The following is a 25,452-nucleotide window of genomic DNA, read 5'->3' as shown; positions in this document are numbered from 1 at the left end:
GATTTTGACAATCCTGCTTGGGTTTTTACCGACAACTGCTTTTGCCGCCGAGACCATGACCGTATCGGACCCAGATGCTTTGGAGCAAATTGGAACTATAACAATTGAAGGAAATGATTATAATTTATACCGCCTTGTAGTAGATACTGTACAATATAATGCGATTGAGTTTTCGGATGCGGCAAGCTGCGCAATTACGACTGTCGTGCCAGTTATGGGTAAGAAACCAGCAGCTATAGGTGCGACAAACTTGATTAACGTGGCACCTGATTCGGAAAATTACTCGAAAGGTGAGGCCCTTTATCAAAGCAGTATTTCATCCAATCTGTCTGAAGAAATTTTAGATGGACTAAGAACAGACACAGACAAGCTTGGATACTACCTATATGCTACTAGACGGGGTAAAATTAATACTATAATTGGTGTCCTTATTTTGGAATGGCCAGAGGCATCGCAAGAAGTCGAAGGAGCAAATAAAGATGAGCTTCAACGTGTCATTGCTAGGGCTGGCTTAATAAGTAGTAGTGATTACTATCAGGCTGAGGATTATTACAACGGGAAGACAACGAGCAGTGACGGCTTTTGGCAGGACTTTCAGACGGCACTAAAAACAGCAAAGGAGATTTTAGATAATATAACTGCAACACAGGAGGATGTGAATGGTGCCACAGCTTCATTGAATGCGGCCATCGCCAACCTGATCCCTGCTAACCAGGTCAACGCCACTGTCCTGTATGAAGCCATCCAGGAGGTGGAAAGCCGAGGGTACCGGCAGGAGGACTATACGCCGGAGACCTGGACTGCGTATAAGACAGTCTATGAGAAGGGCAAAGCTTACCTCGCTTCCCTCTATGACCAGGATGGGAACCCCACAACGGAGAACAAGGCTGAGCATCAGGACACTGTGGAGCAGTACGCGGAGGAGTTGCTGGCTGCCGCCGGCGATCTGGACGCTGTTTACAACGGCGGCGATGAGGTGACCAGCGCGTCGATCTATCAGCGGTCGCTTGCCGGTATGCTCGCTCAGTTCGCGGGCGCTTTGGAACATGAGAGCGGCTATACAGAGGAGAGCTTTACCGCGTTCCAGACGGCCTACCAGGAAGCCCAATCCTACTATCAGCAGCACGGTCTGGTAGGGACGTCGGTGTCCGCTTCTGTCCTGAATGGATATCAGAGACATGCGGCGGCGCTGTGGTCGGCCTACTACGAGGGGCTGGAGAGCGCGAAGGAAACAATTTCTGTCTCCCTCCGCGTGGCCGACAGCCAGGTTGCCTACGACCTCGCCAGCCCAGACGGAGCGGAGCTGGGACTCCCGCCCTCGGAAGGCATCTATGAGAACCCTGACGTCTCCCTGAGCGGTGCGGGCCGCACCGTTGCCGGACTGGTCGCGTCAGCCGGGCTCCAGCTGCAGGTGAAAGGCAATTCCTCGCTCACGTCAAACCGCCAAACCACGGTCGCGGTCTTCGTCAACGGCATTCAGCTCCGGGATGCCGGATTAAATCCGACACAGCTCGACGGAGTGGCCGTAAATCGAGCGAAGTGGGGCGACATAAAGCTCCGGGACGGCGATGAAGTTGTGATCCTGTTCGCCCCCGCTCCCATGGACAGGGAATACAGCGCCATGGGCGTAACGGCGTATGTCAACACGACAGACTTCTGGGGCCTGCTGTCGTTTGAAGACCATGCGGAGACCGTGGCAGAGGGCGAGGCGCTTACGCTGAAGGTGACCCGAACTGGAGGCTGGGTGGGAAGCTACGACGGCCGCTCTGCGCCGTTCAACGGCGCCCGCCTGCTGGCAGTGAAGCTGGATGAGAGAGGAGCGCCGTCCGGGGAGTACCAGCTTCTGGAGGGGATCACCGACGCAAGCGGGACGGTGACCACGCATCTCAATGAGGCGGGCCAATATGTGCTGGTTGCGGCGAATCCGGAATCCGTGATATTTGACCAGACGGCCAGCGGCGCCCAGCACCAGTACGCATCGCTGAACGCGCCCGCCCGGACCACAGTGACGGTCACCCCTCTGAATGAGGAAGAACTTGCGGCGGCGAAGGAAGCGCGCAAGAGCCTTCTGGCTGCGGTGCTGGCCGGATGCAACGCCACTGAGTTGGGAGAAGCCGTCTACGCCCAGGTCCAGGCGGCCCATGATGCGGGAGTGCAGGCCATCGAGGACGCGACAAGCCTTAAAGCGGCCGAAGACGCGCTCTCAAATGCGCTGACCCAAATCGAGAGCCTGGTGGAGAACGCGGAGAAATCCAATGAGGAATCTGTCTCTGCCATGCGGAAATACCTGGCGAAGCTCCCAACAGTGGCACAGATCGGGGAGGGACTCTTCCTGCAGAGCGACATCTCCACCATGCAGGAGGCGAGTTCCCACTATGCCGGAATGACCGGCTACCAGAAATCACAGCTCACCGGCCAGGAACAGGCACAGTGGGAGGCTCTGGTAGAAGCCTATGGTGAGGACGGAAGCAACCTGCCGGAAAAGACCTTTACGCTGACCTTTGAGTTCATTGGGCAGGAGGGATCCAGTGACCCATTCAAGAGCTTTTTGGCCCTTAAAAACAAAGGCTTTCGATATGCGAACGTCATTGAACTCTCGCCCAATGATGAGTGGTGGGTATATATCCGTACGGAAACCGGCACTGCATTGAATGAACTGGACTATGAGATCTATCGTGTGGAGTCCACGGGGGCGACACTGAGCGAATTGAGGCTGGATAGGCCCCCAACCGATCCGAAAGGCGGATACAACAAGGGTTGGGAAGGGGTTGCCCCTTTCTACTTCGCTGACTCCACATCAGCGTTCATGCCGAGGAACGATGTGACGATCACATTTTATATCCGAGGCAAAACATCGGTGGAAAGTCTGCGCAGCAGTGCGCTGGATCAACTGTCAGAGGCGTTCAATGGCTATAAGCGGTCTGATTACAGCGATACAAACTGGAAGACACTGACATCTGCGTATGACGAGGGCGTGTCCAAGATCAATGCGGCGGAGAACGCCGAAGCAATAGAAACAGCCTTGAGCGATGCCCTCAATGCGATGAAAGCCGTTGAGACGCGCGTTTCCAGCGGAGAGTTCGGCAGTGTGCATGTGACCGTTGAGAACACCACTTACGCGGACGGCTCTTTCTATCAAAATGGCGGCGCCTTTGTAGAGGCGGAGGTCGAGCTTTACAGTGATACCACTATGATGACTGCTGTGTTGGAAGCCCTGTCCGAGAACGGTTATGGTTGGAACAACGGGAATGACACGAGCGTCACTTACATCGAAAACATCTATAAAGATGTAAATCAGAATGGGCAGTGGGACAATGGCGAAGCCAAACTTGCGGCATTTGACGGCAGTGTGAGTTCCGGCTGGATGGGCGTGCTCAACGATTGGTTCACCAACTACGGATTTTCTTCCTATGCTGTTTCAAATACGGATCGCGATTACCGCCTGGTTGACGGAGACGAGATCCGCGTGATGTTCACGATGGACGGGTACGGAGACGATCTGGGCGGAACCTGGGGCAACGGAGACACCAGCCTCAAGGAACTAGAGGTCACCGGCGGTACGCTGTCGCCATCCTTCGACGGGGAGACCACCAGTTATGCCCTGACCCTGGACGGCGGAGATGTGTCGGTCACACCTACAGCGGCAAACAAAAATTTCCTGGTCAAGACATTTATCAATAACAAAACCACGGCCAACAATGTGGAGTACTATCGCCGTGGTGAAAATCTACCGGTCCAGCCAGGAGACACCATTTACATCGGTGTGGGCGAATACAAGTGGCCGTCCATGAACAACCAGTCCGGCAACACGCTCCGCTATACCGGCACCTGGTACACCATCCAGGTCTGCGAGAGCGGAGCGAAGGGAATCCAGGCCAGGATCGACGACCTGCCGGATAAGTCAGAAATCACATATAGCAACTATAAAAGCTTCCAACAGACGGTCAGTGCGCTACAAGCGGATTATAATGCACTGCCGGACAAATCACAGGTTTCTGCTGCTAAACTGACAGCAGCGGCGGAGCAGATCCAGTTCTTTGCGGCTATTGACAGCGTAAAAACTCAGATCGCCGACCTTCCCACTGCCGTAGAAATTACGGAGAATCCTGAGGCGCACCGTTCAAAAGTTGAAGCTGCAAAAACGGCTTACGAGGCATTGGGTATCAGCGGCCAACTTTATCTGAAGGCAGCGGAGGTCGCCCGTCTCAACGAGGCGGTGGAGGCCCTGGGCGGGAGCATATCGCCGGACGACGTGGCCGCAGTACAGGCGTTTAACGATCTGGTGGAAGCGATTGGGGAAAAAGTCAGCGCCGGGAGCAAGGATGCCATTGTAGCCGCCAGGACGGCATATGAGAACCTGACGGATGCGCAAAAAGCCCTGGTTGCAACCGCGCCGGATTCCTACAACACCCTCCTCAATGCGGAGGCCGCCCTGCCTGTGGTAGAACGGATCGCCGGAATCGGCACGGTTACGCTGGAGAGCGAGGCGGCCATCACCGCTGCCCGGCAGGCGTACACGGACTATGCCGGCAAGTTCAGCGGCAAGGACATGGTGTCCAACCTGAACGTGTTGGAGGCTGCCGAGGCCGCGCTGGAGATCCTCCAGGGCGGCGGACAGGGCACCTCCGGCTACCGGGAGGTCATGAACGGCGTTCTGGAATATTTGGAGCAGAACGTCAAAAATCCGATTGTCGGCTCCACAAAAGGCGAGTGGGCCGTCCTGGCCCAGGCCCGGGCCGGCACCCTGTCCGAAGACGTCCGGGCGGCATATCTGGCCAACCTGGCGGATTATGTGGAGACCCATGACGGCATACTGGACACCTCCAAGAATGGAACCATGCACACAGAGTACGCCCGTGTCGTAGTAACCCTAACCGCTTTGGGCATGGACGCCACACAGTTCCAGGTCAGTGACGGTAAAACCTACAATCTGGTGAAGCCGTTGCTGGACGAGGCCGCCGAAGGCAGCAGCTACACCTATCAGGTCTCTGAGCAGGGCAACAACGGCACCATCTGGGCTCTCATTGCCTTGAATTCCGGCGATTATTACCGGGATGAAGCGGGCAACACGGCCCGGGCCGCATGGATTGACCTGCTGATTGACAAGCAGCAGTCCAACGGCAACTGGCCCATCTATAACCCGGACCAGGAGAATGACGGCTCCGGAAGCCAACTGGGCGGCGTGGACGTCTGCGCCATGGCACTCCAGGCGCTGGCACCCTACTATCTCGACGCAGGTGAGTTCAACCGTCTGGGCACAGCGCACAGCCATGAAGATCTGCAGAGCGCTGTAAAAAAAGCTTTGGATTTCCTGTCCACCTCGCAGAACAGCACCGGCGGATACGGCAGTTCGGAGTCCAGCGCGCAGGTCATTGTGGCCCTAGCTGCGCTCAAGAAGGATGCGGGGAGCTTTGCCAAGGGCAGCATCAGCGTTCTGGCGGACCTGCTGGGCTACCGGAAGACGGATGGCGGATTCAGCCACACCTCTGATGGTCCCATCGACCAAATGTCCACCGAGCAGGCAGCCTATGCCCTGGTGGCTTACGACCGCTACAAGAACAACAAGAAACCCCTCTATGACATGAGCGACGTGTTTGACGGTCCGACGGACGGTACTGATACCGACCACACCATCCACGCCTCGGCAGATGCCGGTGGCACCATCTCTCCCGTCGGTGATGTCACGGTGCCGGATGGGGCGAAGCAGTCCTTTACCGTCACGCCAAACGAGGGCTACCAGATTGAGGACATCCTCGTGGACGGGAAATCCGTCTGGGCCGGCGGTGCAACCGTGGCGCAGAAACTAGAACCGCCCGAATACCAGCTACCCACAGTTCCCGTTGAGGACGTGGAGCCGGAGGCCTGCGCCGACGGCATCCATGTGGGTGAGAACGTCGTCATCGGCCAGCGAGCGGCCACCTGCACAGAGCCTGGATACACTGGAGATACGATCTGCGGTGCCTGCGGCGAAGTGCTGGAGCAGGGCGCGGAAACCAGAACGGTTCCGCATCAGTACGGCGGCGCGTGGCAGATGGACGAGACGAGCCATTGGCAGGTGTGCCAGATCTGCGGCGCCAAAAGTAGCGCAGAACCCCATGTGTTCGAGCAGACGGAGGAGCCCGCTCCACCGGAGCTGGAGTTCCCGGAGCAGGGAGGCGCCACTCAGAAACCCACTACCGGCGAGGAAACCGAAGCGCCCGGGGCCGAACCGGAGATGCCCGATGCCGACGGACAACAGCCGGAGGAGACCGAGGGGCAAGATCCCGACACAATTCCTCCAGAAGGAGAATCCGATCCTGAAGTACCTGCCCCCGGAGAGGAAACCGGAGAAGACTCTGCCAACGAAAACGAGCCCCCGGCAGAGGAGCAGACCAAAATTCCGGAATCCGCCGAAGCCCCGGCCAGTGATGAGAGCCAGCCGGATATAAACCCCGGCAGCACGGGCGGGGAACTGGTCAGTGTTGTGGGAATCCACCCGATGCTCCTGATGAGCGTGGGCGCCGGTCTGCCCCAGACGGACGGGACAGCGGAGCCCCATGCAGAGGGGAGCGCCTGCCAGGTGTGCGGCTACAGCCCGGAGACGGGCGGCACGGCGGCGTGCAGCCACAGCGGCGGCACAGCCACCTGCACGGCCCTGGCGAGCTGCGACCTCTGCGGCCAGTCCTATGGCGATTACGCACAGCACGCCTTCACAGAGACAGCCCACAGCAGCGGGGTGCACTGGAACGTATGCGCCGCCTGCGGCCTGGAGGAGCTGTCCTCTCTGGCCCCCCACAGCTGGGAGCTGGACGCGGCGGCCTCCACGGAGACAATTTCCGTCTATGTGTGCCCGGACTGCGGCGCGGAGCGGACGGAGGCGGAATCTGCCGCCCCGACCACAGCCGCCAACGCCCTGGTCACCAGCGCGGACAGCAAATCCTACACCTACACCTTTGAGAACGTCACCGAGGACCACGCCATATCCGTCACCTTTGAGAAGCCCTCCCCTGTGATCGTGCAGGAGGTGACAATAAATGGCAATACTCAGACCGCGGTCATCGACGAAGCGGCGGTGCAGAAAGCGGTAGAAGCGGTGACTGCATCAGCGGCGGATACCATCACCATCATTCCCACGGCGGACAGCAGCAGCATTTCCTCGGTCAGCGTGGAACTGCCCGCGGGCGCGGCCCAGACCATCTCGGAGGCCAATGCCGGTGTGGAGATCCAGACGTCCAGGGGAACCGTCACCCTCCCCGCAAATGTCCTGGGCTCCATTGCCCAAAAAGAGACTGACGGGGAGAAGCTGTCCATCCATGTGGAGGAGAAGAGTCACAGCGCAATGGAGGACATAGTTCCCGATGGGACGAACCTCGCCGGTAGCGTGGCGGTGGAAGTGTCGGTCAGGGTGGGCAGCACAGAACTTACCTCTTTCGGTGGTCACGACCTTACCCTCACCATCCCCGTGGACAACAGCTTTACCCTGAGTAGAGAGTACAAAGTGCTGGTTATCAGCGATAACGGTAGCCATGAGATTCTTACCGGCACATGCCGCGTTTCTGACAGTGGCCGGGTGGTCAGCATCAGCGTGAACCACCTGAGCACCTTCATCGTCCTGGCAGAGACCACAGCGCAGACCTTTACCATCACGGCGACGGCTGGCGGCAATGGAGATATTGATCCGTTTGGCTCTGTCGAAGTGGATGCCGGCGAAGATCAGATCTTCCACATCACGCCGGACAACGGTTACGAGATCGCCACTCTGCGCGTAGACGGAAAGACGGTCGATCTGGACGAGCTGTACATCCGTTCGGACGGAAGCGCTTCCTATACCTTCTACGATGTGGATGCGAGCCACAGCATCCGCGCCACCTTCCAGCGTGGCACGGAGATCCCGGACTTTGGCCCCGTGGTAGGCGAGGTGTATATCAGCATTGAGAATAACACCTACTGGGGCGGAGACTTCACCGGCACCCTGGCGTCTGGCTGGTATGACTTGTGCGCCGAGGACACCATGATGACCATCGTACTCAAGGCCCTGGCCCTGGACGGCTACTCCTGGTGGGGTACCGGGGCCAGCGATACCGGAGGCTATGATATCACCTACCTGTCCGGCATCTATATGGATAAAAACGGAAATGGCCGGCGGGACAACAGCGAGCCCAGCTTGGCCGAGTTCGACGGTTCCCGGGGTGCCGGCTGGATGGGCACCCTCAACGACTGGTTTGTCAACGAAGGTTTCCAGTCCTTCCGGGTCGGAGGCCGCGGCACCTACGAGCTGGCAGACGGCGACTACCTGAACATCGTGTTCACCCAGAACCTGGGCGAAGATGTGGGGAGTCTCTGGGGCAATTCGGACACTAGTCTGGAGGACCTGCACATTAGCGGCGGGAGTCTCGCCCCCCGTTTTGACGGCGATACCTTGGAGTATACCCTGAGCATTACCGGGAACAGTGCGCGGGTCACCGTGACGCCCACCGCGGTCAACAAGAACTACATGGTTAAGACCTTCCTGAACCGCTACAACCGCGACTCTGCCTTCTACAAGCGCACGGAGAGCATCACAGTCAAGCCCGGCGACATCCTTTACATCGGCGTAGGCGACCCATCGTGGCCTTCTATGAACAACCAGAGCACGGAGGCCATTGACTACGAGGGTACCAAGTATACCATTACCGTGGTGAACGGCAACAGCGCGGAAGCGGTCATTGGGATGATCAAGGCAGTGCCGGAGATTACCTATGCCAACTACAAGACCCAGGCATCTAAGGTGTCGGCGGCGCGGGCGGCCTATGACGCGCTGACCCAAAAGGCGAAGGCTGAGATCAGCCAGACCCTCTTGAATAAGCTGGAGGCCGCCGAGGAGAAAATCGAGTTCTATGAGAAGATCGACGCAGCCAAAAAGCTCCTAAAGGAGCTGCCGGCGGTTAACAAGAACAAAGTCCCGACCAGTAGCCTGATCCGTCAGGTGCGGAAAGCCGCAGACGCATATGAGAAGCTGAACAGCAAGCAGCGGGAGTACATTACAGCAGAGGACGCAGGGCGGTATGAGGCCCTGCGGCTGTGGCTGATAGAGTCTGGTGCGGTCGGGCAGAATGAGCTGCCTGTCATTGACGGTAGCCTGACACTGCCAGAGCAGGACGGCGTTGAAGTTGTCCTGGAGCCCAAAGCGTCTGTGGATAATAGCGGAAACGCTTCTGCGGCAGTGACTGCGGCGGATCTCAACAAGCTCCTGGACGAGGCTCTCGAGGCCGAGGCCAGCGTGCTGGTCATCGCCCCGACGGGGGCGGAACAGGCGTCCGCTATCTCTGTGGAATTGCCCCGATGCACCCTGGACAACGCCCTTGACGAGACGAACGCGGATCTGGCTGTACGGACGCCGCTGGGCGAGCTGTCCATGCCAAATCTCACCCTTGCCAGAATCCTGAGTGGGGCAGGCGGGAAGGATCTGACCGTCAATATGGCACGGCGCACCATCTCCCAGGCAGAGGCTCTGCTGAACGGCAGGGCGGACGTTACGGAAGAGCAGATGAGCGGTGCCTCTGTGGTGGAGGTGTCCCTTACCTCCGGCAACAAGTCCATCACCAGCTTTGGCGGCCGGTCCATTACCCTGCTTCTGCCCGTGAATGCCGGTGCATTCCAGGCGGGCCAGGCCTGCACCGTATACCAGATCAGCGGAGGCGGCGCGGTAGAGAAGTTGGCTGGCGTCTGCCTGAGCCGGAACGGCGGGCTTTGGGTAAAGGTCAGCACGACCCAATTGGGCACCTTTGTTGCAGTACCGCCGGAACAGCCGGTGCAGCTCCCCTTCACCGACGTGCGTGAGGGAGACTGGTTCTACGACGCAGTGGCCTATGCCTATACCAACGAGCTCTTTAACGGCACCAGCGCCACCACCTTCTCTCCCAACGGCACCATGACCCGCGCCATGCTGGTTACGGCGCTGTGGCGGCTGGAGGGCGAGCCTGCGGCGGCTGGCACATCCGGTTTCCCGGATGTGAAGCCGGATGCGTGGTACACCGAGGCTGTGGATTGGGCCAGCCAGACTGATATCGTCAGCGGCACAGGTGCGGGCTTTGACCCGGAGGGCAGCGTGACCCGTGAGCAGATTGCCTCCATCCTGTATCGCTATGCGAAGCTCAAGGGCTGGGATGTAAGCAAAACGGCCAATCTGCAGGATTTTGCCGACGGTACGGATACCTCCGCTTGGGCAACCCGGGCTATGGAGTGGGCCTATGCGGAGAAGCTGATTACCGGAAAGGATGGAAAGTGTTTAGACCCGCAGGGCCAGGCCAGCCGCGCTGAGGTTGCCACCATTTTGATGCGCCTTCTGGAGAGTAAGGCAAAGAACGCCTGAGATGCCGGAAGAAACTATGAAACCCCCGTTCGGCTCCGGTCTGTAAACCCAGGCCGAGCCGCATGGGTGCTCCCCCTATCCACCCAGTAAGGATGGAGGGAGCACCTTCTTACTTGAGCAGGAGCCCGGCAGACCGAATTTGGTCTGCCGGGCGGCCCAGCCCACAATTAAACAGAGATGCAGTCAGGTGAAACTCCGGGAAACCGGTACGGGCCTGCCCCCGCCGTCTAGTCGGCAAGACCTGATTGTGAAGAAATGGGTGGGATATACAAATGTAAGGCACGCTCACCCAAGGGGAGGGCGTGCCTTTTACTTGTTGAGGTGAGCGGTATCATGCTCAAAGAGCAAAAGCTGACGGAAAAAGAGCTGCGGGGATACCGCCAGTGGCTCTCAGAACTGGACGTGGAAAGCCGGGAAGAACAAGAAAGTTCAAGACAAACGGTGGATCCGGACATCTGGCGGGTATTTAATCCCGAAGGGAATATCGGCCGGCAGATTTATGAGAGCTATACGGATGAGGCGCTTTTGGAGGCCGTGGTTGGGACAATGGATCATCCAGGCCATAAGCCACGGCTGTATCAGCTCAGCCTAATACGTCAGGTTTATTTGAAACGGCGCTTTGGAAGTACCAATAAAGCGTGCTGGGCAGCCAAAGGATTTCGAAAAAGGCTGGAAGAGCAAAAGCGGTGGCCGCCAGACTGGCCGGAGCGGGTGTCCGCAGACAGATTCAGGGCGTATTGCGAACGGATTGGTTCTCCCTTGACGGAGCGGGAGTCAGAACTGGTAGAACGCATGTGCAAGTCTGTCAAAGAAAGCTGGCGGCCGCCGGGAGAAGAAGAAATCACACCAGAGCTTAAGAAGCTGTTTCAAAAAAAGCGATGTACCAATAAAAGGGCCATGGAGCTGATGGGCATACCTGTCCTTAGCAAGCTGGCCATGAAGCATTTGTGGAGCTATTGGCTCAGTGCCTGGAGGGAACCTGCAGGGCCTTCCGAAAGAAAAACAGGAGGAGACGCGGTCATATGAAGAAATGGAAACAGCGTGGATTCGCATTTGTGCTTGCCCTGTCCCTGACCACGGGTATGTTGACGGGAGCGCAGGCGGCCGTATCCAAAGAGACCTTGAACGAGGCGGTGCAGGATACCGCAGAATATATGTACCGCACCGTTCAGAACCCGCAGGTAGGGTCTATCGGCGGTGAATGGGCTGTGCTGGGGCTGGCCCGAAGTGGGTACGATGTACCGGACAGCTATTATCAGGACTACTATGCCACTGTGGAGGCCTATGTAACGGCCTGCGACGGCAAGCTGCACGATAAGAAATATACGGAGTATTCCCGTGTGATAGTTGCTCTCAGCTCAATCGGGAAAGATGCCAGAAATGTGGCTGGATATGACCTGACCAAACCGCTGGGCGACTACGAAAAAACGATTTGGCAGGGGCTTAACGGCCCAATTTGGGCGTTGATTGCACTGGATAGCGCAGGCTATCCCATGCCGGAGAACCCGGAGGCAAATGTACAGGCGACCCGTCAAATGTATATCGACCGCATTTTGGAGTGCCAGCTGCCCGATGGAGGGTGGAGCCTGTTCGGAGGAACAGAGGCAGCCAGTTCTGGCGATGGAATATCCGATCCAGACATCACCGGTATGGCTCTGCAGGCACTGGCCAAGTATCAAGATCAGCCGGAGGTAGCGCGGGCTACTAAGGAAGCACTGACGTGCATGTCGGAACAGCAGAGCGACGATGGCGGTTTTGCGTCCTGGGGGACGGCTAACTCCGAGAGTTGTGTGCAGATGATCGTGGCTCTGTGTGAGCTGGGCATCGAACTGGATGATCCTCGGTTTGTAAAGAACGGAAACACCATGCTGGACAATTTGATGACCTTCTACCGGCAGGGGGAGGGCTTCCTGCACACCCAGTCCGGCTCCGGGTCCAACCAGATGGCGACGGAGCAGGGCTTCTACGGCCTGGTGGCCGCCCAGCGGGCGGCGGAGGGGCGCAGCAGCCTCTACCGCATGTCCGACGCCCTCTCCATCCCCGACGCCGTGGAGACAGAGATGAGCGGGCAGGGACAGGGCTTGGAGGGCAAGGATCCCGCCGTGACCGCCCAGCCTATCACGTCACCGGGTAAGACCTTCCCGGACATCGCCTTCAGTGACCAGATCACCGCCATCGAGGCCTTGGCCGCCCGAGGCATCATTGACGGCAAGTCCGACGGAAATTTTGACCCGGATGGAAGCATGACCCGGGCAGAGTTTGCAACCATCGTGGTACGGGCCCTGGGGCTGACACCAGCGGACACCGGCGCCTTCGTGGACGTGGCCTCCACTGCCTGGTATTCCCCCTATGTGGGCGCGGCCAGCACATACGGCCTTATCAACGGCGTGGGCGAGGGCCGGTTCAGCCCGGACGGGACTATCACCCGGCAGGAGGCGGCCGTCATGGTGTCCCGCGCGGCGGAGCTGTGCGGACTCGAGACGGAGATGGATACCGCAGCTGTGCGGAATATGCTGGCGCAGTTCCCGGACTATATGAGCTCCGCGGAGTGGGCCAGGGCCCAGCTGGCCTTCTGCTACCAGGAGGGGATCCTGAGCCAAACGGAGTTGAACGTCCGGCCCCAGGACGCTGTGACCCGAGCAGAGGTTGCTCAGATGCTTTTCAACCTTCTGAGTAGCGCTGAGCTGCTCTGACGATTACAGAAAGGGGACGAAACAGTATGATGAACGTAGCTTGGTTCAAGAATCCGGATCATGTGGCTTACTGTAAGGAGGAGGAGATACTTCCAAAGCTCTCCCGGGAGCTGGGCATCAACGACCTGGCCCAGCGGGTGGAGGCGTTCCGGAAGGAGCCCTCACCTGAAGGGGAAAATATCAAGGGCCGTAAGCGCACCACTCTCAAGCTGATGATCCCCAATCTGACATTCTCCGAGCCCGTCGACATGGGAGAGAACGTGTGGATCTATATGGGCGACCTGTGCCCGGCCTACTGCCTGTACACGCCGTGGGAAGACAGTGAGGCGGCCGAATGAAGCTGACAAAAGGGAAAATCATTGCCGCTGTGGCCGTGATCGCGGTCCTGGCAGGGGCGTTCTGGTATGGCGGCAACGCGCCAGGTCTTCAGGGCTGGACGGTGCAGGAGCAGGAGAGCAGCGCAGTGCTGGAGGCCGCGCCGCCCGCCTCCGGTCCGGAGGAATCCATAGCGCCTATCGTGACACCTGGCGGGGAGGCGGAAAGCCCCCCGCCGACGGTGAGCGGTAGTCCGGTGCCGTCCGAGACCCCCCAGGAGACTGATGCCCTTGCGCCATCCCCAACACCCGGTGGGCTGGATGCCCGCCCGGGCGGTGCGGAGGGCGGCATGACTGCCCGGGAGAAGGTGGAGGCCGCGGCCGAGCTGGCGGGCGGCTCCTCCGCCGGTGTGGAAAAGGGCGACAAGGCGTACTCAGAGGCCAACGGCATGGAGATCAATCCGGAGACTGGAAAGGACAAGTATCTTACGGATCCAGTGCCGGAAGGAAAGCCTCTGCCGGTGGAGCCGCAGGATGTGGAGTTCTCCGATGTGACCCATACCTGTACGCTCTCTGTCCGCTGTGACACCATTCTGGACAACATGGACTGGCTGGATCCAGAGAAGGTGGAGCTGGTACCGGAAGACGGAGTCATATTCCCTACGACGACTGTTACGTTCTACGAGGGGGAGAGTGTGTTCAATGTGCTCCAGCGCGAGATGCGGAAGGCTGGCATCCACATGGAGTTCGAGGACACCCCCATGTATAACTCCGCTTATATTGAGGGGATTAACAACCTCTATGAGTTTGACTGCGGCGAGCTGTCCGGCTGGATGTATAAAGTGAACGGGTGGTTCCCCAATTATGGCTGCTCACGCTATCAGCTCAAAGAGGGGGATGTAATAGAGTGGGTCTACACCTGCGACCTGGGTGTGGATGTGGGCGGTTTTTATTCGACTGGAGAGTGATCTGAAATTCTTTCAGAGGGATAATGCTCATGCCGTATACGGTAGAGGCAAATGCAGTTGCCGTTCCTGTAAGAACCTATCTGAACGAGTGCGTGGTTGCGGGACGATTCCTGCACTACTGCAGGGAGTGTAGCAACTGCAATACCGGGAAGGCAGGACGTTTTCTTTCTCCTCCAATAAGGCGTGGGAACGCTATCCCTGCCGCTCCATGCGGAAGGGATGGAACTCAGCCGCCTGTTCCGCTATCGTCCGATGTATATGCTGGGCAGAACGTGCGGAGATGCTTCACCATTTGGAGAACGGCGTTAAGGATTGCAGCAAATGCCTGATACCGCACCAAAGGGACAACTATGGCTATCTTGCTGGCCGCTTTCAAGAGATTGCCGGCGAGATAGCGAGGCATGAACAGGAGCCGCGGGCAGAGTAGGCCGAGTAGCGTGCATACCGGGAATGCCTCGCAACAGAAATGCACACCGGGTACGGCTGACTGCCGTACCCGGTGTTTAGAGGGGATGCCTTATCCGAAATAGAGATACCTTTTCCAGCTATCACCCAATAATAAATTTTCTGTATTTTGGAATGGTGATAGCCTTTACAATGTTTTTCATGCACCCGGTCAGCCTCGGCATTTCCCTTGGGTCGGCGCTGGCCTATGCGGTCTATCTGAGGGGGCGGAAGGCGATACGCTTCTCGCTTGTCTTTATGCTCCCCATGATGGCGATGGCCGCCCTGATCAACCCGGCCTTCAACCATGAGGGGGCGACCCTGCTTACATACCTGCCTTCGGGAAATCCGCTCACATTGGAGAGTATCCTGTATGGATTAGCGGCGGCAGCCATGCTGGCCGCAGTGGTGACATGGTTTTCCTGTTACACAGCGGTGATGACCTCGGACAAATTTGTCTACCTGTTTGGAAGGCTCATACCGGCTCTCTCGCTGGTGCTGAGCATGGCACTGCGGTTTGTCCCAAAGTTCCAGGCCCAATTCCACGTTGTGTCGGAGGCGCAGCGATGCATCGGACGGGATGTCTCCGATGGTGGGGTTATCCGGCGGATTCGAAACGCTGTCACGATTTTCTCCATCATGCTTACCTGGAGCCTGGAAAATGCAATTGAGACAGCTGACAGCATGAAGAGCCGGGGGTATGGGCTTCCGGGGCGGACGGCCTTCTCCATTTACCGCTTTGATGACCGGGACAAGATGGCGCTGGGATGGCTGCTCTATTGCGGGTTCTTCCTCTGCTGCGGAGCGGCGGTGGGCGGCTTTTCCTGGAGATACTACCCGACGGCCAAGGGAGCGCCTGCGGCGCCGCTGACAGTCTGCCTACAGGCGGTCTATTTGGCATTATGCCTGACGCCGGTGTTCCTGAATATCCACGCGGACCGTACCTGGAGCAGACTGGACGCCCGAAATGAGGTGAAGCCATGTATCAAATGATGAGCCTGCCTCTGTACTCCGGGACTCTTGGGGAGTACAACAGTTGGCGTGATCTAGGCCAGGAATTGGAACGGCTGGGCTGCGACGGCATCGAGGGCGTCTGGGGCGGAGAGGATCTGCCAAAGGATTTGCCTGCCGAGCTTATTCTTGGGTACCACCTGATTTTTTACCCGGACTGGCTGGACTTCTATCGAGATGACCGGGCGGCACTGAAACAAAAATTCGGCTCACTGGAGGTTACGGCCAGCTTCTATGGCGGGCTGGGGCCAGATACGCTGCTGGAGCAATACCGCGCGGATTTACGGCGGGCGGTGAACCTGGGCGCCCGTTATGTGGTCTTCCATGTGTCGGACGTATCGCTGGAGGAGGGATATACCTACCGCTGGCTGCACACCAACCAGGAGGTCATTGACGCGGCGGTAGAGGTGGTGAACCTCATTCTTGGCGAGGAGAGATGGCCGTTTGAATTCCTGGTGGAAAATCAGTGGTGGCCAGGCTTTACCTTTACGGAACCGGAGGAGACGGCCCGGCTGCTGGAGGGAATCCGCTTTGCGGGGAAAGGGATTCTGCTGGACACCGGACATCTGATGAATGCTTGTACTGAGTTGAAAACTGAGGCAGAGGGAGCAGACTACATCCGGCGTATGCTGAACCGGCATGGCAGCCTGGCAAAGTGGGTGCGGGGCGTCCATCTACACCAGTCCCTGAGTGGGGCCTATGTGAAGGCGCACACTGGTTCACTGCCAGCGGGGCTGCCGGAGGACTATATGGAGCGGTTTGGAGTGAGCTATCAGCACATCCTCCAGATTGATCAGCATCGCCCCTGGACAGACCCCGCCATCCTGTCAGTTCTGGAGCAGATTGAACCGCGCTACCTGACCCACGAGCTGTCCTCTCGCGGGCGCATGGCCCGGGCGGAGGCCGTGAGCGTACAGACAAGATTATTACAGCAGGGAGGACGGATGCGTGTCTGAGCAGAAGAAGCCAAGTATTGAAATTGAACACTTTTCCTTCTATTACCCGGAGCAGGCGGAGAAGACGCTGGACGATTTAACGCTGACCGTGGAGCGGGGGGAATTCCTGGTGTTGTGCGGCCCGTCAGGCTGTGGGAAATCCACGTTGCTGCGTCAGCTCAAGACCGTACTGGCCCCCCATGGCCGCCGGATGGGTCACATCCGCTTTGAGGGACGGCCGCTGGAGGAGCTGGATCAGCGCGAGCAGAGCGCAAGAATCGGCTTTGTGCAGCAGAGCCCGGAGAACCAGATTGTCACCGACAAGGTGTGGCATGAGCTGGCCTTCGGCTTGGAGAGCCTGGGATATGATACGCCCACCATCCGGCGCCGGGTGGCCGAGATGGCCTCCTTTTTCGGCATTCAGACATGGTTCTACAAGAATGTCACAGAGCTGTCCGGCGGGCAGAAACAGCTCCTGAATTTGGCGTCTATCATGGCGATGCAGCCCAGTGTGCTCATTCTGGACGAACCGACCAGTCAGCTTGATCCCATTGCAGCGGCAGACTTTTTGGCGACGCTGGGGAAAATCAACCGGGAGCTGGGGACGACGGTCGTGTTGACGGAGCACCGGCTGGAGGACGCCTTCCTGTTGGCCAGCCGTGTGGCGGTCATGGACCGCGGGCGGCTGCTCTGCACAGGGAGTCCCGCGGAGGTGGGGGCGATCCTGCGCGGGGCGGGACACTCAATGTTCCTGGCCATGCCAACCCCGATGCGGATCTGGGCATCCGCGCCGGATGCGGGCGGACACTGCCCGGTCACGGTGCGGGAGGGCCGGGATTGGCTGACGAAGTTCGCGGATGGACACCCCCTGATGGAGCTGCCGTCTGAGCCGCGCCGCACATATCCGAATGAACCGGCCATCACGGCGGAAGGCCTGTGGTTCAAATACGAAAAAGAGCTGCCGGACGTGGTGAAGGGGTTGAGCCTCACCGTGAGGCGGGGCGAGTTTCTGGCCCTGCTGGGCGGCAACGGAACGGGAAAGACCACCAGCCTGAAGCTGTTGTCCGGACTCCAGAAGCCCTACCGAGGCGAGGTGAGGCTGGCGGGGAGCGTGGGCGTGTTGCCGCAGAATCCCCAGGCGCTTTTTGTGAAGAAAACCGTTCGAGAGGATCTCTTTGAGATTCTCAAGGGCCGGAATTTCTCGGGGAAGGCGCAGGAGGAGCGGGTGGCCTGGGCGGTGCGGCTGTGCCGCCTGGAGGGATTACTGGATCGGCACCCCTATGATCTGTCCGGCGGTGAACAGCAGCGGGCGGCTCTGGCAAAAGTGCTCCTGCTGGGGCCGGAGATCCTGTTGATGGATGAGCCGACCAAGGGGCTGGATGCAGAGTTCAAGCAGGTGTTTGCCGAGATCCTGCAAAGCCTCTTGCGTCAGGGTGTGACCCTGCTCATGGTCAGCCACGACATTGAGTTCTGCGCCCGGTATGCCCACCGTTGCGCTCTGTTTTTTGACGGCTCCATTGTGACGGAAGCCCCACCGCGGGCCTTTTTCTCCGGTAATAGCTTCTATACCACCTCAGCCAACCGCATGGCCCGCGGCCTGCTTCCGGAGGCGGTAACTGCGGAGGACGTCATACAGGCATGCGGGGGAAATCTACCGCCGGCGCCAGAGCTTCCGGACAGCGGGGAGCCGCTCCCGGAACCAGAGGAAGCCAGCGCAGACTACAAGCCTAAACCGCTGCCCTGGTGGCGCAAGCTGGGGGCAGTGCTGACAGGAACGGTGTCTTTCCTCCTGTTCCTGTCGTTTATGAACGTTACGGATCTGACCCAACTGATTACTGCCGACGGCATGACAGAACTGGCAAACCATCAAATGATTCTATACGCACTCTTTATTCTCTCGCTCTTTCTGTTTGCTACCTGCATCACCCGGAGATCCCACCGAAAGGATTATGCCTTACAGGTACCCAAGGCCAAGCGGAAGCTGGCCAAGCGAACCGTTGTGGCGGCTGTACTAGTGCTGCTGATGATCCCTCTGACCCTGTATATCGGTGTGTTTTATCTGGACAATAAGAAGTATTACTTTATCTCTCTACTGGTTCTGCTGGAGTGTATGCTCCCCTTTTTCCTGATTTTTGAGGGCCGGAAGCCGCAGGCCAGGGAACTGGTGATCATAGCGGTTCTGTGTGCCATTGGAATTGCAGGGCGGGCGGCGCTTTTCATGCTGCCGCAGTTCAAGCCGGTGATGGCGGTGACCATTATCGCCGGCGTGGCTTTCGGTGGTGAAACTGGCTTCCTGGTGGGTGCAATGACCATGCTGGCCTCCAACGTGCTCTTCGGGCAGGGGCCACTGACCCCCTGGCAGATGTTTTCCATGGGGATCATCGGCTTCCTGGCAGGCATCCTGTTCCGAAAGGGGCTGCTGCGGCGCAACCGGGGTGCACTATGCGTGTTTGGCGCACTGGCCGCCATACTGATCTACGGCGGAATTATGAATCCGGCATCCGCCCTCACCTGGGTGGGAGAGCTCAATGAAAAGGTCCTGCTGACCTACTACATCTCCGGACTCCCCTTCGACTGTATCCAGGCGGCTGCCACTTGGCTTTTTCTCTGGTTTGGGGCAGAGCCCATGCTGGAGAAGCTGGACCGCGTAAAGGTCAAGTATGGAATGGTGGAGAGATAGTAGTTCAACGGCAAAGATCTTTTGCATAACCGTTTGACGGGAATTTATTTACAGGCAGGAGCTGCCCATGTTGGAACGGCCATATGGCTCTTCCGACATGGGCAGTTTTCTTTGTATTCCAAACGAGCCTGTCATATTGCATAAAAGAATGGCTTTTAATCTGGCATAATGCCGAAATTGCATTATCAGATCATAAAAATTTTTAAACCGGAAATTGGTCTTCCGCTTTAACCTTTATACTTCTAATCACAGGGCAAGACGAGGCGGTGAGAGAGATGACCCCGTCAGAGCGGAGAAGCGAAATTCTGCATCTGCTATGCAAAAGGCGCCATGAGACCGCCATAAATCTCTCGGCAGAACTTGGCGTTTCCGAGCGGACAATCCGTGCAGACCTGGTGATTCTCTCGTGCTACTATCCAATCCAAGTTGTGCGTGGACGTTTTGGTGGAGGGATCCATTTGCCAGACTGGTTTCACATGGAGAGCCGCACACTATCCTCTAAGCAACAAGTATTATTGATGAAGGTTCGTAAAACCTTGTCTGGAGATGATCTTCAGGTCATGAACAGCATCCTGGCACAGTTTGCCCTGTATTGGGAGTATCGGTGATCTACCGATTTCCGTCCTGATCCTTGCAAATAGAATATCCGGCAGCGGGATACGTCCACTGATGAGAGCCCCTCTGTAAGGAGGGCTAAAGCGACGCTGGAGGATGCGCCAAGACCACCTGTGCGGACCGTGAGCCCGCATCAAAGACGGCCAAGGAAGGTGCAGAGCGGTGCCCATACGTCCACAAAGCAGCCTGTGGCGGGCTGTTTCGCATTGCGGCTGGTTTACCCAGCCCGACCCTCGTCAGCAATCTGATAATGATACTCCTGTCCAGCCACAGCCCCGGGTGATACCGGGATCAAGCAATGGGGGCAGCTCGGAGAGATCCTCGGAGGGGTGAGATTCCCGTGATGCGCGCCAGCGCAGTCCGTCTGCTGCCGCCCTGACACCTGGGGGAGTAGTGTCGAATACAGGTGCGGAATGATTGCCTTTGGAAATCCAAAATAGGAAGCGGAGGCCGCTCCCTGCCTATTGGGGGTGGCCTCCCTCTGAAACGAGGGTTGGTTATGAACCAGAATATCAATTATATCGGGCTGATAATTCTCCTTCGCCACCTTCAGAGCGCCGGCCTTGTTAGTCGGAAGGAGGCCGGGAGGATCGCCGCCCGGCTCCGTGTAGAGACCGGGGCGGACGTCATATTTTCCCCCTGATTTTTGTTGCGTTTGGATATGGATATTTTGTGGCGGTGCTGGTATTGTGTGTTGCTGACAGGAGGCAATTTCGTGGACGAGCAAAAGAAAACCAGTGGTTCCCTGGCATTGAACAGCACGCCCCGGGTAATCACCATCGCGCCCAGCACCCCGGTCAGGGATCGCAAGCTGCGTGTGGCGGCCTACGCCAGGGTGAGCTCCAGGTCAGAGGATCAGCTCAACTCCTTTGCCGCCCAGAACGCCCACTACACGGAGCTCATCACCGACAACCCGGAGTGGGAGTTTGTGGACGTGTACGCGGACAAGGGTATCACCGGCACCTCGGCGGAAAAGCGGGACGACTTCCAACGGCTGCTGGCGGACTGCCGGCGGGGTCGGGTGGACAAGATCCTGGTGAAGTCCTCCTCCCGGTTCGCCCGGAACGCCAAGGAGTGCCTGGAGACCGTCCGGGAACTGAAGGCCCTAGGGGTGGGGGTATGCTTCGAGGAGCAGGGCATCGACACCTCAGAGTTGGCCGGTGAGTTTCTTACCGCCATCTTCGCCATGATGGACCAGAAGGAGAGCGAAAACATCTCAGACAACCTCCGGTGGAGCATCGACATGAGGATGAGGGCGGGAAAGTACAACACCTGCACCGCACCCTTCGGATACCGCCTGGTCAAAGGGAAGCTGGAGCTGATCCCCGAGCAGGTGCCAATCATCCGGTATATCTACGAAGCGTACCTGTCCGGTAAGACGGCGGGGGATATCGCAGCGGCGCTGAACCTGTTCTCTAAAGGAAAACTCTGGAAGCCACAGCGGATTGACTACATCCTCACCAATGAGCGGTACAGCGGCAACGCCTTTCTGCGGAAACGGTATACGACGGATACCCTGCCACGCAAAATAAAGTATAACCATGGCCAAAAGCCCATGTACTTTGTGGAAGGGATTAACGAGGCAGCGATTTCCCAAGAGGTGTTTAATAAAGCACAGGAATTGCGTCGGAGGCGCGGGGACAGCCAGGTGCCCGGAATCGCAGGCCAACGTCCCCTTGCCAATGGCTGGCTATATTGTGGCTGCTGTGGGAAGGCGCTTCGCCCTAAATGTATAAACAGGAAATGGTACATGGCATGTCGTGGGCATGAAGAATCCACGGAGTTGTGCGACCTCCTGCCCATTGCTGAGGAAGCGGTAGTATCAGCAGTGTTCCACCTGTACTATAAGCTCCGTCACCAGGGAGGGCCTATCCTCACCCAACTGCTCGCAGATCTCCAGAACGCCCGGAAGGGCAAGCTGCTCTGGAGCCTGGACATCGTGGCACTCAACCAGAAAATTGCAGACATCACCCGTCAGGATCGACTGTTGGCCCAGCTCAAGCAGCAAGGGCTTGTTGGCCCTGACATTTTTATATCCCGCCAAAACGAGCTGGCGGAACAACTCCGCGCCGCGAAGCTGGAAAAGGAACGGTTCCTGGAGGCCGAGGAAGATCAGACGATCCAGCAGACCCAGGAGTTGATCGAAGCCCTGGAGGCTGGGCCGGACTTCCTGGACGCCTTCGATGGGGAGCTGTTCCGCGAGCTCGTGGACAAGATTATCGTGGAGAGCAATGACCGTCTGCGGTTCCGGCTGGTCAATGGCCTGGAGCTGACAGAGCCCATAGAACGGACGGTGCGGTGATGGGGAGCAACCGGAAACGGCCCTTCGGCTACAAAATGGAGCTGGGCGAAATCGTGCTCCACCCGGCAGAGGCGGAGACGGTGCGCTGGCTCTACGACAGCTACCTGGCCGGTGCCAGCTACAATGCCTTGGTAGACAAGCTCCGGGAGAGAGGCATCTCCTATGACGGGGACAAGCCCTGGAACAAGAACATGGCAGCCCGTATCCTAGCGGACAGCCGGTACACCGGCGAAGGTGGATTCCCGTCCATCATCCCGGAGGCCCGGTTCAACATGGTTCAGGCTCAAAGGCAAGAAAAATTCTCCCCCTGCAAAAAGACGCCGGCCCAGAAGGAACTGCGGAAACTGTGCGGCGGCAGCCCACCGGCATGGGTGGAGCGGCAGGTGTTGGGCCTCCTGAACCGACTGATCCAGCATCCGGAGCGTATCACCTGTCCGGCCCCGGTGGCTGGATCGCCGCCGGAGACAGAGAATCTGCGCCGGGGGCTGGACGAGCTCCTGCACCGCCCGCCGGTGGATGAGACACAGGCCAAAAGTTTGGCCTTTCAGTTGGCAGCCTTCCAGCTGAACGCCATCGGGCCGGAGGAGTATGAAACCCTAGGCCTCCGGATGCTGTTCCAGGAGCGGGCTCCCATGGTGGAGTTGGAGCAGGAACTGCTCCACGAGAGCGTCCGCCGTATCACTGTCAGCAACGGGGCGGTTACCGTCCTGCTGAAAAATAACCAGACCTTGGAAGGGGGAAAAGGTACATGAACGATACTGCGCCCAACGTCATTATCATCCCAGCCAAAGTGGAGACTCCCCAGGAACAGGAGAAAAAGCGCCACTTGCGGGTGGCCGCCTACTGCCGTGTGTCTACGGACAGCGAGGAGCAGCTCTCCAGTTATGAAAACCAGCTCTCCTACTATACCGAGAAGATCATGAAGGAACCGGGCTGGACCATGGCCGGGGTGTTCGCGGACGAGGGCATCACCGGCACCTCCACCTGTAAGCGGAAGGAGTTCCTGCGGATGATCCGCCAGTGCAGGCAGGGAAAGATCGACATGATTCTGGCTAAATCCGTCTCCCGCTTCGCCCGCAATACCGTGGATACCCTCAACTTCACCCGGGAGCTGCGGAGCCTGGGTATACCAGTCATCTTCGAGGAACAGAACATCAACTCCATCTACCCGGAGAGCGAGTTCCTCATCACCCTACACGGGGCCTTCGCCCAGGCCGAGAGCGAGAGCACCAGCAGCCGGGTGCGCTGGGGCAAGCGTCAGGCCATGAAATCCGGCCATGTCGCCATGCAGTACAAGCAGCTGCTGGGCTATGAGAAGGGCCCGGATGGCAAGCCCAGGATTGTGCCGGAGCAGGCGGAGACCGTCCGCTTCATCTATGACCGCTACTTGGCCGGGGACAGCATCCGGGAGATCAAAGTGGCCCTGGAGGGCCAGAGAATTCCCACGGTCTCCGGAAAAGTAGAGTGGATGGGCTCCCATATCAGGAGCATCCTGACCAACGAGAAATACTGCGGGGACGTCCTGCTCCAGAAGACCTTCATCCAGGACTGCATCAGCAAGAAGGTGATCCCCAACACCGGACAGCTCCCCAAATACCTGATTCAAAACCACCATGAGGGCATCGTCAGCCGGGAGATCTTCGACGCCGTCCAGCTGGAGATGGCCCGGCGGAACGCCAAGGCGGGCGCCACGCGAAAGAGCACCCCCACCGGCCGGGGGAAGTACAGCGGTAAGCATGTCCTCAGCAACCTGCTGTTCTGCGGGGAGTGCGGGACGGCCTACCGGCGGTGCGTGTGGACCCAGCGCGGAGTCAAGCGCCCCGTATGGCGGTGTGTCAGCCGCCTGGACTACGGGAAGAAGTTCTGCACCCAGTCTCCCACCCTGGACGAGGAACCGCTCCAGCAGGCCATCCTGGCCGCCGTCAACGCCATCATGCTGGATCGCGACACCCAGGCCCGGCAGCTCACCGCCGTCATGGAGTGGGAGCTTGCTCCGATGTTGGGTGAGAGCATGAGCCTGGCGGACATTGACCGGGCCCTGGAGGAACTGAGCAGCCGTTTCAACAGCCTGCTGGCCGAGGCGTCAGCCAACCCGGCAGAGGACTACACGGAGCGGTTCCGGAAGCTGTCCGAGTCCACCGCCCGTCTCAAAGAACGGAAGGCACAGCTGGAGGGGGCCTGCCAGGAGCAGGGCCGGCTCCAGAACCGTCTGCGGGTGGTGTCGGCCGCCATGGAACACATGACGGCGGCGATGACAGAGTGGGACGAGGAGGTCATCCACCAGCTGCTGGAGAAGGTGACGGTGCTCTCCCGGGAGAAGATCCGGGTGACCTTCCGGGATGGCCGGGAGATCGAGCAGTATGTGGCACAGCCAAAAAGGAGGAAGCTTGCATGAAGATCTTCGCTACAGGCGACACCCACGGGAATTTTGAGCGGTTCCGCCCGGAATACTTCCCGGAGGGCCAAGAGCTCACCAAGGAGGATGTGGTGCTCCAGCTGGGAGACTTCGGCGGCGTGTGGTTCGGAGATGAACGGGATGACGAGGCGCTGGACTGGCTGAAAGGGCTGCCCTTCACGGTGGCCTTCGTCTCGGGAAACCATGAAAACTACGATGCCCTTGTGAAATACCCGATAGAGAACTGGCACGGCGGCAGGGTGCAGCCCATCCGGCCCCACGTGCTCCACCTGATGCGGGGGCAGGTATTTGAGCTGGCCGGCCGCACCTTCTTCACCATGGGCGGGGCGGCCTCCCACGACATTGAGGACGGCATCCTCAGCCTGGAAGATCCCAACTTTGAGCGAAAATACCTGACATTGAAGCGGAAGGAGCACGCCCGATTCCGCATCGATCACCTGTCCTGGTGGAGGGAGGAGTTACCCTCGGAGGAGGAATATGCAGAGGCCAGACGAAACCTGGACGCCCACGGCTGGGCGGTGGACTACATCCTCACTCACTGCGCCCCCACCAGCATTGCTCTCCAGTTCTCCCGGCACAATGTGGCGGACCACCTGACGGACTTCCTCCAGGAGGTCAAAGACCGGGTGCAATACCACTACTGGCTGTTCGGGCACTACCACGGAAACAAAGCCATTGATACCAAGCACATCCTCTTGTGGGAGCAAATCGTGCAGATTTTATAGAGAAGGCCGTAAGGGAAAG

Annotated in this window: 15 protein-coding genes; all 15 read left to right on the top strand. The window is 58.5% G+C overall.

The annotated features are described in order from the left end of the window. The first annotated feature begins 655 nt into the window (after positions 1–655). Positions 656–10,330 (top strand): S-layer homology domain-containing protein, encoded by a 9,675-nt coding sequence (locus E0E41_RS06780; protein WP_130869276.1) that lies wholly within the window; start codon positions 656–658, stop codon positions 10,328–10,330. 333 nt (positions 10,331–10,663) lie between these two features. Further along, positions 10,664–11,356, top strand: coding sequence for a hypothetical protein (locus E0E41_RS06775; protein ID WP_024724846.1), 693 nt, complete (start codon positions 10,664–10,666; stop codon positions 11,354–11,356). Continuing rightward, a complete protein-coding gene (locus tag E0E41_RS06770) occupies positions 11,353–13,023 on the top strand; it encodes an S-layer homology domain-containing protein (RefSeq protein ID WP_050001759.1) in 1,671 nt (556 codons plus the stop codon). Before E0E41_RS06775 ends, E0E41_RS06770 begins: the two co-directional genes overlap by 4 nt. A gap of 26 nt (positions 13,024–13,049) precedes the next feature. Further along, positions 13,050–13,361 (top strand): hypothetical protein, encoded by a 312-nt coding sequence (locus tag E0E41_RS06765; protein ID WP_007493751.1) that lies wholly within the window; start codon positions 13,050–13,052, stop codon positions 13,359–13,361. Continuing rightward, positions 13,358–14,305, top strand: a complete 948-nt coding sequence (locus E0E41_RS06760; protein ID WP_007493753.1) for a DUF4430 domain-containing protein — start codon at positions 13,358–13,360, stop codon at positions 14,303–14,305. The genes E0E41_RS06765 and E0E41_RS06760 overlap by 4 nt, the downstream gene beginning before the upstream one ends. A 136-nt stretch (positions 14,306–14,441) precedes the next feature. After that, positions 14,442–14,732, top strand: coding sequence for a cysteine-rich small domain-containing protein (locus E0E41_RS19255; protein WP_227127990.1), 291 nt, complete (start codon positions 14,442–14,444; stop codon positions 14,730–14,732). A gap of 152 nt (positions 14,733–14,884) precedes the next feature. After that, complete coding sequence (locus E0E41_RS06750; RefSeq protein WP_007493757.1) at positions 14,885–15,742, top strand: energy-coupling factor transporter transmembrane component T; 858 nt, start codon at positions 14,885–14,887, stop codon at positions 15,740–15,742. Continuing rightward, positions 15,730–16,716, top strand: a complete 987-nt coding sequence (locus tag E0E41_RS06745) for a TIM barrel protein (RefSeq protein ID WP_024724840.1) — start codon at positions 15,730–15,732, stop codon at positions 16,714–16,716. The genes E0E41_RS06750 and E0E41_RS06745 overlap by 13 nt, the downstream gene beginning before the upstream one ends. After that, on the top strand, positions 16,709–19,375 hold the full coding sequence (locus E0E41_RS06740; protein WP_055270507.1) for an ECF transporter S component: 2,667 nt from the start codon (positions 16,709–16,711) through the stop codon (positions 19,373–19,375). Before E0E41_RS06745 ends, E0E41_RS06740 begins: the two co-directional genes overlap by 8 nt. 275 nt (positions 19,376–19,650) lie before the next feature. Continuing rightward, positions 19,651–19,983, top strand: a complete 333-nt coding sequence (locus tag E0E41_RS06735; protein ID WP_021630443.1) for an HTH domain-containing protein — start codon at positions 19,651–19,653, stop codon at positions 19,981–19,983. Positions 19,984–20,489: 506 nt separating this feature from the next. Further along, positions 20,490–20,633 (top strand): hypothetical protein, encoded by a 144-nt coding sequence (locus tag E0E41_RS18505; RefSeq protein ID WP_165450520.1) that lies wholly within the window; start codon positions 20,490–20,492, stop codon positions 20,631–20,633. A 72-nt stretch (positions 20,634–20,705) separates the two neighbouring features. Continuing rightward, a complete protein-coding gene (locus E0E41_RS06730; protein WP_024724838.1) occupies positions 20,706–22,292 on the top strand; it encodes a recombinase family protein in 1,587 nt (528 codons plus the stop codon). After that, the gene (locus E0E41_RS06725) at positions 22,292–23,044 is read left to right on the top strand and encodes a recombinase family protein (protein WP_024724837.1); all 753 of its coding nucleotides are present in this window, start codon (positions 22,292–22,294) and stop codon (positions 23,042–23,044) included. The genes E0E41_RS06730 and E0E41_RS06725 overlap by 1 nt, the downstream gene beginning before the upstream one ends. Continuing rightward, complete coding sequence (locus E0E41_RS06720; RefSeq protein ID WP_024724836.1) at positions 23,041–24,687, top strand: recombinase family protein; 1,647 nt, start codon at positions 23,041–23,043, stop codon at positions 24,685–24,687. The genes E0E41_RS06725 and E0E41_RS06720 overlap by 4 nt, the downstream gene beginning before the upstream one ends. Next, positions 24,684–25,433 carry a metallophosphoesterase family protein gene (locus tag E0E41_RS06715; RefSeq protein WP_024724835.1) on the top strand — a complete coding sequence of 250 codons (750 nt, stop codon included), beginning with the start codon at positions 24,684–24,686 and terminating at the stop codon, positions 25,431–25,433. Before E0E41_RS06720 ends, E0E41_RS06715 begins: the two co-directional genes overlap by 4 nt. The last annotated feature ends 19 nt before the right edge of the window (positions 25,434–25,452 follow it).

Source organism: Intestinimonas massiliensis (ex Afouda et al. 2020) (genome assembly GCF_900626285.1).
GTDB classification, from domain to species: Bacteria; Bacillota; Clostridia; order Oscillospirales; family Oscillospiraceae; genus Flavonifractor; species Flavonifractor massiliensis_A.
This window is presented reverse-complemented; position numbering and strand designations above follow the sequence as displayed.

Excerpts from the sequence above, each read along its gene's own strand:
- E0E41_RS18505 (WP_165450520.1), top strand. The coding sequence starts at position 20,490 with ATGAACCAGAATATCAATTATATCGGGCTGATAATTCTCCTTCGCCAC.
- E0E41_RS06745 (WP_024724840.1), top strand. The coding sequence starts at position 15,730 with ATGTATCAAATGATGAGCCTGCCTCTGTACTCCGGGACTCTTGGGGAG.
- E0E41_RS06735 (WP_021630443.1), top strand. The coding sequence starts at position 19,651 with ATGACCCCGTCAGAGCGGAGAAGCGAAATTCTGCATCTGCTATGCAAA.
- E0E41_RS06775 (WP_024724846.1), top strand. The coding sequence starts at position 10,664 with ATGCTCAAAGAGCAAAAGCTGACGGAAAAAGAGCTGCGGGGATACCGC.
- E0E41_RS06725 (WP_024724837.1), top strand. The coding sequence starts at position 22,292 with ATGGGGAGCAACCGGAAACGGCCCTTCGGCTACAAAATGGAGCTGGGC.
- E0E41_RS06770 (WP_050001759.1), top strand. The coding sequence starts at position 11,353 with ATGAAGAAATGGAAACAGCGTGGATTCGCATTTGTGCTTGCCCTGTCC.
- E0E41_RS06760 (WP_007493753.1), top strand. The coding sequence starts at position 13,358 with ATGAAGCTGACAAAAGGGAAAATCATTGCCGCTGTGGCCGTGATCGCG.
- E0E41_RS06715 (WP_024724835.1), top strand. The coding sequence starts at position 24,684 with ATGAAGATCTTCGCTACAGGCGACACCCACGGGAATTTTGAGCGGTTC.
- E0E41_RS06720 (WP_024724836.1), top strand. The coding sequence starts at position 23,041 with ATGAACGATACTGCGCCCAACGTCATTATCATCCCAGCCAAAGTGGAG.
- E0E41_RS06750 (WP_007493757.1), top strand. The coding sequence starts at position 14,885 with ATGGTGATAGCCTTTACAATGTTTTTCATGCACCCGGTCAGCCTCGGC.
- E0E41_RS06765 (WP_007493751.1), top strand. The coding sequence starts at position 13,050 with ATGATGAACGTAGCTTGGTTCAAGAATCCGGATCATGTGGCTTACTGT.